This is a genomic window from Pedobacter sp. HMWF019, from assembly GCF_003061025.1.
In the GTDB taxonomy this organism is placed as follows: domain Bacteria; phylum Bacteroidota; class Bacteroidia; order Sphingobacteriales; family Sphingobacteriaceae; genus Pedobacter.
Genome location: NZ_QAIL01000200.1, coordinates 1 through 11,282, shown reverse-complemented (window position 1 = coordinate 11,282; position 11,282 = coordinate 1). Strand labels below are relative to the sequence as shown.

The window sequence follows — 11,282 nt, the reverse complement described above, 5'->3', positions numbered from 1 at the left end:
TTCTAATTGTACTTAATAAAAAATACGGAAAGCTTAATTTAAGGTAAACCTAATGTTTTTATTTAATTCCAATAGGATAAAAAAATAAAAGACACCTTTTTGGGGTGTCTTTTACAGGTAAGGTTAATATACTAACTCAATATTTTCCGGATACTCTGTTCTGCATATCCTGCACTTGCCGTCATCCCTTTGCCACCTATAGCCGTACGAATATGGATCCGATTGTCCAGATCATATTCTACAATGTGGTGGGTTGGGTGTTGCGGGTAAAATCCTGCCCAGGTGCTTTGAAGATCTCTGACGTTGAAATCAGCAATGCGTTCTGCTTCTTTTAGCATGAGTTCGTTCACGTGCTGGTCCAGATCGAAACCTAACTGGTCAAACTGGTTTACTTCGGCATAGATATGAGAGTCTCCTATAATAATGCTGTTGTCGGCTGCTTTTTTAAACAAGATATGAATACCCCATTTTTTGAGTTCTTCATAGTGCTCCGGGGTTTTTATACTTTGGAAAGAAGGGCAATAATGCTCAAAGCTTTCATATCTTCTGATGGTCAGTCCGGTGAGTATATTGCCTTCCAGTTGTACTTCCGGCATGGGAACACTCCTCATCATTTGAAGTTTGCTGATAACAATTCCGCTGCTGCTGAACAATTCGGGATAGAGCAGTTTAAATTCATAGCCGTTACAAATAATAGCCTTTTCTGCACGGTAAGTTATTCCTAAACTGGTTTTAACTTCCACACCACTCCCTTTTGAGACACAGTCTATAACCGGATTGTTGTAGCGGAGCGTGTAGGTTTCAAACTTCGACTGCATATACTGGTGCAGGTTATAAATCATCAGTCCCGGTTCTACGCTGATTTCCTGAGGGAAATAGAGCGCTTCTTTGGCATAAGATGCTTTTATTGAAGGGTATTTTGCATGGATAGATTCTTTACTGAGCAGTTCTGCGGTATAACCTAGGGTGTCGTAATGGGCCTTTAGCTCATGGATTAAGGTTTGCTCGTCTTCATCAGAGGCAATATAAACACTTCCGTTTTTACGGACGGAAATGTCGTATTCTTCCTGGATGGACTGGTAGATCTCCAGACCTCTGGCTCCATATTCAAACCATTCTGCTTCCATACCAGAAGGTACTGCCTGTCCAAAATTGCGCACTGTTGCGCCTACGGGATAGTTGTCCTTTTCCAGCTGGAGTACAGTTTTGCCTTCTTGTAAGGCGTGGTATGCGTGAAAGGTTCCGAGTATGCCTCCGCCAATGATGATAAGGTCGAAATGTTGATCAGCCATGATTTGTGATTTTAGTGGATACTTATTTCCGGCTCGTGGAGCCGTTTTGTATAAGTGGTGTTTTTTTTAGTTTCTTTTATTGTTTTTCTTCTGAAATAGAGTAGAGAGAGTACACTGCATGCACCACCTATAAGTGGTACTGCCATTAAGCATTGTTTGAAAAAATGCGCCCAGCTGATGTCGGTATGTCCAAATTCTCTGAACAGCAGTACAGAAAAGCTACCTAGATAACCGATTGAATCTGCTACATACATAATGAAGCCTATATTGCTTTTGTAGTGGAAGTTGGCGATCATTCTTTCAAAAAAGATGGCATTGTAAGGAATATAGCCCATATATAAACCTGTTCCCAGTAAGGCCATCCAGATTACGGGGCCAATATGTCCTCGATCGAAAAGAAATGTACTAAGACCAACCAGTAAACAACCGGAAATGATCATAATATGGATTACGGTAAAGGCTTTAAGATTGTTTTTAATCAGGATCAATAGTCCCATCATGACCAATACGATGATAGAAATTATGGTATCTATTTGTGTGTAGATATGATTGTTGTGGATACCCAGACCATTCCATATTTCTACTTCAAAGTTATCGCGCATATCCCGGATGCAGGTTAGAAGAACATAGGTGATGATCGTGAGGGCAATACCGGGAAGGAAGGTGCGAATGAACTTGCTCCTTTGTTTTGCATCCATTGGGACCCTTTTAGTTCGCAGTTGTTGATCTTCTTTAGTTGGTGGAGGAATGATTTCCAGGCAGAAAACGAAGAGTACTAAGGGGAGTAAGAACACCAATCCGGTTAAAAAGGGCATCCAGTGATCATTCACATTGAAGGTAGACATGAGTATGCGGGCCACGGTTTTTACAAAACCTGAAGCAAAGATCAGGCTAATGGACATCAGTGCCCCCATAAATTCTGTGGTTCGTCTTCCTTCCAGGTAGCTGAACACCAATCCCCAGATCATGCCTAAAGGGAAGCCGTTCAACAGCAAAAAGACAATATTATAGGGTGCAGGAATCAACGCAAAACCCAAAAGCGCGATCCATGAAAAAAAGATCAGAGCCAGAATGCTTTTTGCACGATGGCTCTTACCGGATTCTGAGATAAAACGGATCCCATAGAACTTGCTCAACGTATAACCGATCATTTGTGCAACCACAAGCCAGACTTTATAATCTATGTGCAGAAACTCCTGATGCTCAAAGGTAGCCGAGGCAAAGGCTTTTCTAAAAGCATACATACTGGTGTAGCAGCCAAATGCAGCTATACCTCCCATTATTGTGATGATCCAATAGGGCCAGTTGGAAACTTTTTGACGGATGACGCTGAGCAGGTTCATTCTTTAGGCTTTCTGTTTTTTACAGTGCAATACTAAACATTGTTTATTATTTGTAAACAAAAGTTAAGTTATGAAATTGTTAAGCTTTAATGAAAATATTAATGGATAAATGCTTCTTTTACAGGCTGACCTCTCCAGCTTTGTGGTGGGGTGAGGCCCATGATCCAGGCCAAGGTAGCTGCTGTATCATAGGTAATGATCACATTTTTGATCTCGTGATTTTTTCTGACGCCTGGACCGGATATGATCCAGGGGATTTGTACTTCATCGAGTGATTTTCCACCGTGCCCCTTGCCTGTTCCGCCATGATCGGCAGTCACCAGGATAATGGTTTCATCTGCTATACCTGCATCCTTTACGGCTTTGACAATTTTACCTATGCGCTGGTCTACCAGTTCCAGCTGCTTGTAATAGGCTGGGGTACGGTGCCCTATGCTATGACCCGTTCCGTCTGGCTCATCAAGATGCAGAAAGGTGAATAAGGGCTTTTCCTTGCGGATAATAGCTGCTGCGGTATCGGCACTAAAGTCATCTTTCTCTTTTCCGTCTACAATGATGCTGACCGCCTGGCGTTCAAATAAATGAGCAATTCCTCCCCAGCTATATACAATTGCAGTTTTTGCTTCTTTTTTTTGGTCTCTTATAACACTGAATATTCCGGGAAACATGCCATAGCCGGTTTTTGTTACCGATGGAATCTCGGGAGTTTTGCTGTCCCATTCTGTATAGCCATGTTCAGTTGGTCCGGCACCCATTAGTAAAGAGGCCCAGTTTACGGCACTGGAAGATGGAAGTACACAACGTGCCTTCGCTGTCCAGGAACCGCTAGCCATCATTGCTTTAAGATTGGGCATATTGGCTTCATCCAAGGCATAACCTCCAAATCCGTCACAGCCAATAAGCACAACGTGTTTGATTTTTTTTGATTGTGCTGTTGCCGTAAGTGAAAGGCATGTTAGAAGCAGGATGATTTTTAGATAATTCTTCATAATTATTTTTTATAGTGTAAAACTAAATGATAGTTATAACTATGAAGATAAACTTTTGTTAAGTATTAATAAACAATGTTTACGAAATGTTACTCAAAAAAATAAACCACCAGCATAAGGGCTTTGGTGTTTCCAATATTTACAGGAGTGTGGGAAAGTCTGCCATCAAAAAGCATGGAATCTCCTTTTTCAAGGATGACTTTCTTTTTAGAGAATTGGTATTCCACTTTACCTTCGATCATATACTTAAACTCATAAGCCTCAGTTTTAACCATGGGTCTGTGGGCGTTTACTTCCAGTTCCAGCAAGACAAAATCAGCCGTAGAGAACTTGATGTTCTTTGTTAAGATACGGGAATAGTTAAAACCAATGGCTTGTTCTTTTTCGAATTGCTGGTATTGGTCTCTTCTTTTGATCAGGACGGGGGCGTCTTTTTTATGGAAGTTAATGTCTTTGAAGAAGCTGTTCAGATCAATTTCAAGACTTTTGATAATGTCCATAAGTACCATAAGAGAAGGAATGGTTCTGCTGTTCTCTATTTGAGAGATCAGACCTTTGCTTACTTCAGCTTTATCTGCCAGCTCCTGTACGGTAATGCCTAGTTCTTTGCGGCGTTCTTTAATTTTAAGGCTTATTTGTAAAAGGATTTCCTCCTGCATGAGTAACGTGGTTTGTATATGCGAATGTATCGCTTTTTTTTAATCGCTAATGCTTAAATAATGTTAATTTTTATAGAGGTAATTGATTTGTTAATGGTGGGATGCCAAAATGAAATACTAATAAGCCAATTTTGCTAAATAATCAGCCGGGATAATTTGTTCTATTGCATTATCCAAATATAATTTTTAACCTAACCAAACGAACGATGAAATTGAACAACAAACCTGCCGTCTTCAGGCGAGAATAGACTATTCTCCAAAAAATTCTAATTCCTTTGTCCAGTCCACAATCAGCCAGTTCCAAACTTGGCTCTGAAATAGTATTGTGCCTGCTACAAGTGCGGATTACCTTAAGTTTTATGCTAAAATAAGCTCAGGCTTTAATTTAAACAATTAAACATGAAGAAAATTGTACTGAATGTATTATGTAATTTTTTTTCATCCGGATGTAAAGGTCTGGGTAGAAAAATAGGACTAAGTTTACTGCTGTTGCTCTTAATGGTAACAGCTTTGTCTGCGCAGTCTGTTAAGGTTACCGGAAAGGTAACTGATTCAAAAGGGGGGACGATTCCAGGAGTAAGTATTGTTGTAAAAGGAACAAAAATAGGTGCTCAGACTGATAATGATGGTAAATATAGTATTAATGTTCCAGCAGAGGGGGCTGTTCTCGTATTTACGTATATTGGATTTGGAGTAAAAGAAGAATCGGTAGGAAAACGAAAAGTCATTAATCCTATTTTAGAAGCTTCAGTAGGGGATCTGGACGAGGTAATTGTTGTGGGATATGGTTCTCAGAAAAAAAGGGATATTACTGGCGCGATAAGTTCCATTAGTGCAAAGACTATTGAAGAGAAGCAACCTATTTCTATCTTTGATGCGATACAAGGCGCTGCGCCAGGGGTAAGAGTAATGAGTACCTCAGGTGCGCCAGGAGATGAAAGTGATATTACCATCAGGGGAATGTCTACTCTTTCAGACAATGGAGTAAAACCATTATATGTTGTCGATGGGGTACCTGTCAAAAACATAAACGGAATTAATCCTAAGGATATCGAATCCATTGAGATCTTAAAGGATGCTGCTTCCTCTGCCATTTATGGATCACGCTCTGCCAATGGGGTAGTATTGATTACAACAAAACAGGGGGTAGATGGGCAACCAAGAATTAACGTAGAATATCTGAGAAGCTATAGTAATTTGTCTCGAAAAATTCCACAATCCAACCGCTTGGAACGCCAGATCTTTGATCAGCGGAGCAAAATTGGATTAGATCCTCATCCGGATGACTCAACGGCTTATAACAAAAATTCAGATAATGATTATCAATCCCTAATTACTAAAACGGGGATCCGCAATCAGGTGGATCTGGGGATTAGTGGAGGAGGATCAAAACTCAATTATTTTAACAGTATGCAATATCTGGATGATCAGGGAATTGTGCTTGCAAGTTTTAACAAACGTTTTACGACTAGGACCAATGTATTGTATTCGCCATCAGATAAAGTGAAACTGTCTACACGCTTAAATTTTAGCTATCAGAAAAAGAATAATATTAATGAAGGCAAGGTTATCCAACAGGCTTTACAACGTGGACCGCAACAAGCATTATTTTTGCCAGACGGAAGTTATATTTATGACAATGGAGGTCGAAAGAATCCTATAGCAGAAGCTTATTTACGAGAAAATTTTACCAGAACTTATAGGGGTGTCCTGGCTGAAGGTATAGATGTTAAAATTCTAAAGACATTAAGCTTTCACGCGGACGCTTCTGCTGACATACAATTTCAGAGAAATACAACTTTTAACTCTAAGCTTCTTGAGACGACCAATCCTCAGATCAACTCTGGCGGTGATGAGACTAAAATTCCAATCCGAACCCAGGGAAATGCAGTCTTTAACTACAAACAGACCTTCGCTGAAAATCATAATCTAAGCGCAATGGCGGGAATGAACTTTGAACGAAATAACCAGGATGAGATTAATCTTTCTGGAAAAAACTTTGTAAGTGAAAATGTACATACTCTGAATGCAGCAGGTGTTTTTAATCTTAGTGACCTATATACCAGAGGAAGTGGTTCTGCACTGCTTGGTTTCTTTACAAGGGTGGGCTATGATTATAAAGGGAGGTATTTGATTAATGCTTCTTTAAGAAAAGACGGCTCTTCTGTATTTGGAGATGAAAATCGCTGGGGTTATTTTCCTGCTGGTTCTGTTGGATGGCGCTTTAGTGATGAACCGTTTATGAAGTGGTCGAGGAAATTTTTAACTGACGCTAAGATCAGGGGAAGTTGGGGAATTACTGGTAACCAGGAGATTGGTGATTTTGATGCTGTTCAACAGTTTATTTTTGGAAGTTATTTTTATAATGGTATAAGTGGCGTTCGTACCAATACTCGGCTTGGTAATGATGCCCTTAAATGGGAAGAAACGACACAAACCAATATAGGCTTGGATCTTACCCTATTTAATGGGAAAGTAAGTTTCACAGGAGATTATTATATCAAGAAAACGAAGGATCTTTTATATGATGCTCCTCTGCCTTTGGAGATTGGTTTTCCAGGTAAGTCAAGAGTGAATGCTGGTTCACTTCAGAATAAAGGGATAGAATTGATGGTAACGGCAACACCGGTCCAAACTCGCAATTTTACCTGGCAAACCTCTGTGAACTGGACCAGGATCAGAAATAAAATTCTGGATCTTCCAGGTGGCGATTATATAGATGATAGGTGGTTTGTTGGACAGGGAAAAGAAGCAGGTAATTTTTACGGTTTTCAGTATCTGGGAATTTATGAATATGATCAATCCAATGCCTATACCGATGATTATAAAACCAGGCTGATCCCTAATTTTCAAAGGGATGGAAATGGAAATGTGATCATCAATAAGAATATGCAGCCTAATCTTCTTGGCTATACTTATCCCGACGGGCGTCCATATACAGGTACAATAAAACAATTGACAACGAATGGTAATGTGTCAAAAGGAGGAGATGTAATTTGGGAAAATATACCGGATTTCAATGGAAATCTGAATGGTAATATCGGTAATGAGGATAGAAAAATTCTGGGCTATGGACAACCGCGCTGGAGCCTTGGATGGAGTAATAATTTTACCTATAAAAGGTTTACCCTCAATATAGCACTTTACGGAAACTTTGGGAATAGTATTTATAATGAAAACAGAAGAAATACAGCTTCATTCAGTAATTCGAATACAACTCCAGAGCCATATTTCATTTACAATATGTATAAATATCCTGGACAAATAACGGATTCCTATACTGGTGGAGATAAGGCCGCGGATAATTTCCGTAAAACAACAAGTTACTATCTGGAAGATGGCTCATTTATAAGATTGCAAACCGTGAGGGTAGGCTATGCTATCCCGGCTTCTATAACCAGTAAAGCTTATATGAAGAGTGTAAATATTTATGTCTATGGAAATGGGCTATTGACCTGGACAAAATATCGGGGTTTTGATCCTGAAGTGGCTCAAAGCAGCGTGCTTAAACCAGGACTTGATGATGGAAAATATCCAAGAAGAAGAGAGTTTGGATTAGGATTAAATGTGACCTTTTAATTTAAAGTAATGAAAAAGATAAGATTTACGATTTTGACCTTCAGCGGTTTATTATTTATGCTCACCATTGCTGGTTGTAAAAAGTTTCTGGATGTAAAGCCTGTATCTACTATTACACCCGGAAGTTACTGGAAAAATAAAACTGACGCAGATTCCTGGCTTGCAGGAACGTATAATTCGTTGCAGACAACGCTTCAGAATAACTGGTTCGACTGGGGGGAGGTGAGATCGGACAATATCAAAGGAGCGGGAACAGGAAATGCACAAACCAAATTTTTGAACAATGTCCTTTCTGCAAATGATGGGGATATAAATGGAGCAACACGATGGTCTGATCTCTATACTACAATTTCTATTTGTAATTATGGGATTAAGTACTATCCACAGATGATTGCCCAAAATATTGATGGTGCGGCATCTACATATACCGATTACCTTGGTCAGTCTTATGGCCTAAGGGCATTGATGTATTTTTATGGTATGCGCGTTTGGGGTAGGTTACCTATTACAACTGTACCTATTGAGTCGGTTGGGCAAACCGTTCAATTTCCAAGGTCATCTATAGCAGATGTTAAAAAGCAAATCCTTTCCGATATAGACCTCGCATTGAAGAATATTGGTAGTAATAAGGCTTCCAAATACTACATTCAGAAAGCGGCTATTTATGCACTGCAAACTGATGTCTATATGTGGTTCCATGACTACGATCTTGCGTTGGTGTCTTCTCAGAATTGTATTACAGAGAGCGGGTGTACCTGGGTACAAAACGCTCAAAGCTGGAAAAATATGTTTACTGATCCGGCTAGTTCTACTGAAACGATTTTTAATCTGTTCTGGAATAGTGTTGAAAGAGGTAATGGGATGGGAGTGAGCACAAAGCTGGGTTCAGGATCTAACACGAATCAATATATGATCACACCCAAAATCTTTCAGGATCTAAAAGCAAGAACGAACGGACTAAATGAACTGCCGGTTGACGGACGTTTTACAACAAGCTTTGATACGCTTTCTTATAAAACAGTTAATGATTACAGTACAGCTTCTGCCCAATTTGGCAAGTTTAGCATTTTTGATCCGAACAAAAAAAGAAGTGATAACCAGCTGGGTGGAGCATTTATATACGAGGCCAATGTAGACTGCAGCGTTAAGATCCCCATCTACAGATATGCAGATGTAATGCTTTTGCGCGCGGAGGCATTAAACCAGAAAGGTAGTTATCAGCAGGCCCTGGATATTGTAAATACAGTGAGAAGCCGGGTTGGCTATAAAACGGCTGCTTTACTCTCTGATTATTCAGGAGATATTACTAAAGGTATAGAGCGTACAATCCTCACTGAACGTCAATACGAGTTTTTAGGAGAGGGAAAACGGTGGTTTGATCTTTGCAGAATTGGTAAAATGTATGATTTTACGAATGGTTATGAATACCTGAGGGAAGTCATGAATCCAATATTGTCATCGAGAACTGGGTCTGTTAAATATGAGGGGGCTAATTTAGGAAGAGTTTTGTATCCTATAAATTCTGATGCATTTAATGCCAATCCTAAATTACTTGGCGACCAGAATGCACCTTATGATGAATAGTATTTTATAAGTTATATCATCTTTAAAAAGTAAATAATATACTGATGAAAAATATTAAAAAATTAATGATTCCGGCGATTGTGTTGTCATGTCTGGCGTTTGCCGCATGCGAAAAACTGCCGCTACAGAAAAACGATAAGTATACACCATCTTATTATGACAATAAAGTCAATATGAATGTGATGGAGTTTATGAATTCGAGGAAGGATATGTTCTCTGGAATGCTTTCAGCAATTGACTATGTAGACAAGGATCCCGCATATAAAGATGTTAAACAGATGTATTCTTCAACGGGTAATACCTTTTTGCTTATGCATAATAATGCTCTGGTCAACCTGGAAGATGGGAATAGCTTTTTTGTGAAAAATACAGTACTCGACAAAGACCCGGCCAGCCCAAGTTATAATACACCAATAAGAGGATCAGATTGGTCGCAATATGACAGAAAGATTGTAGCTGATCTGCTCAGATATCATGTGCTCAAGGGGACCTATGATTTTAAATCGCTTAATTCTGTTGGGCGATGGGTAGACAGTTATGCACTGAGCCCAACAAATGATTCGGCTAAAGTATATATCTATATGCAGGCAACCAGGGAAGGTTATCTGTTTATTAATAATTATGTTGGAACCTCTATGGTAGAAATCAGGCCACGGACACCTGATTTGCACGCAACTAACGGAGTTATCCATGTAATGAACAGGTATTTTGTAATGCCTACCCGGAAGGATATAAGCAACAATAAATAAGATCAATTGAATGTTATGAGAAAGATATATAATCTATTTGTTTTTATGGTGGCAGGCATATTTGTGTTGTCCTGTAAAAAGGAAGATAAACTTGAAATTGCAACCTTAAGTAAAGCTGGGGAAGAATTTTATTTTGGAGAAAAAGTGGTTGTTTGGACAGGTACTGCAGGGGGGGATAAAAATGATATTTCTTACCAGTGGACTTGTACTGGTGGCCGTTTTGACGGCTGGAGGACACAGAATTTGTTTGAAAATCTTTGGATAGCGCCGGCTAAAGCTGGTGACTATACTGTAACTGCCACAGCCAAAAGTGGAGGGAAATCGAGTTCGCGTTCTGCAAATATGAAAGTAACAAAATACTTTTTTGATGAATTCCAAAGTAAGTTCACTTTTGATGGGAATGGCTGGTCTGTAAGTGATGTTACAGGACAAACAACAACGATTGATGCAGATCCCTTGAAAAGTTATGCTGAAATTACAGCGAATACAACGAAGAGCGCGATTATTAAAAGAAATCTTGATCTTGCAGAACTTAAAATCCCATTTTCTGTAAGAACCAGGTTGGGTTGGAAAACTTTTTTTCGTGCGGGACAGGCCATTACAATCTCCATCTTTTTTAAACAGCCTTCAGCAAATCTTAATTATCCTTATTTGAGGGAGATCAGATGGGAATATTGGCCGACGGTAAATCCGGGTACAACAGATAACTATCAAATTAGATATGAAACTTTTATTCCTGCGTCAAATACTTCTAAATTTAGTACAGTCGGAAATGCATTACCGCTTCCTCAGCCTTTGATTAGTCCTGTGAAAGGACGAAATCCTGCATTCCAGGCTGGAGCCGGGGTAGAGAAAAGTCTCAGTTTTGCAGTTGATGCAAATAATGTTTTCAGTACTTATATTGATGGTGTGCTTTGGTTTCAAAGTAATGGGATTAAAGATTGGCTGGCTTATTGTAAGGCCAATTATCCTGGATTTGAAGATCCTGTAGGCAAATCTTTCCAGGTTGCATATCCAGCTAAAGCAAATAACAATGAAGCAGGAACAGTTGGATTTCTGAATAGCGTGTTTATTTATAATGATGGAG

Annotated in this window: 8 protein-coding genes; 4 read left to right on the top strand and 4 right to left on the bottom strand. The window is 39.4% G+C overall.

The window, feature by feature from the left end:
* Positions 1-131 precede the first annotated feature (131 nt).
* The 4 genes from DBR11_RS12240 to DBR11_RS12225 all read right to left on the bottom strand — a co-directional run bounded on the left by DBR11_RS12240 (position 132) and on the right by DBR11_RS12225 (position 4,283).
* Positions 132-1,292, bottom strand: coding sequence for a TIGR03364 family FAD-dependent oxidoreductase (locus tag DBR11_RS12240; RefSeq protein ID WP_108552957.1), 1,161 nt, complete (start codon positions 1,290-1,292; stop codon positions 132-134).
* 11 nt (positions 1,293-1,303) lie between these two features.
* A complete protein-coding gene (locus DBR11_RS12235) occupies positions 1,304-2,635 on the bottom strand; it encodes a DUF5690 family protein (RefSeq protein ID WP_199233824.1) in 1,332 nt (443 codons plus the stop codon).
* A 98-nt stretch (positions 2,636-2,733) separates the two neighbouring features.
* Positions 2,734-3,624: an alkaline phosphatase gene (locus DBR11_RS12230; protein ID WP_108552956.1), complete on the bottom strand. Its 891-nt coding sequence runs from the start codon at positions 3,622-3,624 to the stop codon at positions 2,734-2,736.
* An 89-nt stretch (positions 3,625-3,713) separates the two neighbouring features.
* A complete protein-coding gene (locus DBR11_RS12225; RefSeq protein ID WP_108552955.1) occupies positions 3,714-4,283 on the bottom strand; it encodes a helix-turn-helix domain-containing protein in 570 nt (189 codons plus the stop codon).
* A 399-nt stretch (positions 4,284-4,682) separates the two neighbouring features.
* Between DBR11_RS12225 and DBR11_RS12220 the strand changes: the two genes are divergently transcribed.
* The 4 genes from DBR11_RS12220 to DBR11_RS12205 all read left to right on the top strand — a co-directional run.
* Positions 4,683-7,862, top strand: a complete 3,180-nt coding sequence (locus DBR11_RS12220) for a TonB-dependent receptor (protein ID WP_108552954.1) — start codon at positions 4,683-4,685, stop codon at positions 7,860-7,862.
* A 9-nt stretch (positions 7,863-7,871) separates the two neighbouring features.
* Positions 7,872-9,446 (top strand): RagB/SusD family nutrient uptake outer membrane protein, encoded by a 1,575-nt coding sequence (locus DBR11_RS12215; protein ID WP_108552953.1) that lies wholly within the window; start codon positions 7,872-7,874, stop codon positions 9,444-9,446.
* Between the two features lie 44 nt (positions 9,447-9,490).
* A complete protein-coding gene (locus DBR11_RS12210) occupies positions 9,491-10,195 on the top strand; it encodes a fasciclin domain-containing protein (protein ID WP_108552952.1) in 705 nt (234 codons plus the stop codon).
* Positions 10,196-10,210: 15 nt separating this feature from the next.
* Positions 10,211-11,282, top strand: a 1,072-nt coding sequence (locus DBR11_RS12205; protein ID WP_146186519.1) for a hypothetical protein, incomplete at its 3' end; no start/stop codon positions are given.

Excerpts from the sequence above, each read along its gene's own strand:
- DBR11_RS12240 (WP_108552957.1), bottom strand. The coding sequence starts at position 1,292 with ATGGCTGATCAACATTTCGACCTTATCATCATTGGCGGAGGCATACTC.
- DBR11_RS12235 (WP_199233824.1), bottom strand. The coding sequence starts at position 2,635 with ATGAACCTGCTCAGCGTCATCCGTCAAAAAGTTTCCAACTGGCCCTAT.
- DBR11_RS12230 (WP_108552956.1), bottom strand. The coding sequence starts at position 3,624 with ATGAAGAATTATCTAAAAATCATCCTGCTTCTAACATGCCTTTCACTT.
- DBR11_RS12225 (WP_108552955.1), bottom strand. The coding sequence starts at position 4,283 with ATGCAGGAGGAAATCCTTTTACAAATAAGCCTTAAAATTAAAGAACGC.
- DBR11_RS12220 (WP_108552954.1), top strand. The coding sequence starts at position 4,683 with ATGAAGAAAATTGTACTGAATGTATTATGTAATTTTTTTTCATCCGGA.
- DBR11_RS12215 (WP_108552953.1), top strand. The coding sequence starts at position 7,872 with ATGAAAAAGATAAGATTTACGATTTTGACCTTCAGCGGTTTATTATTT.
- DBR11_RS12210 (WP_108552952.1), top strand. The coding sequence starts at position 9,491 with ATGAAAAATATTAAAAAATTAATGATTCCGGCGATTGTGTTGTCATGT.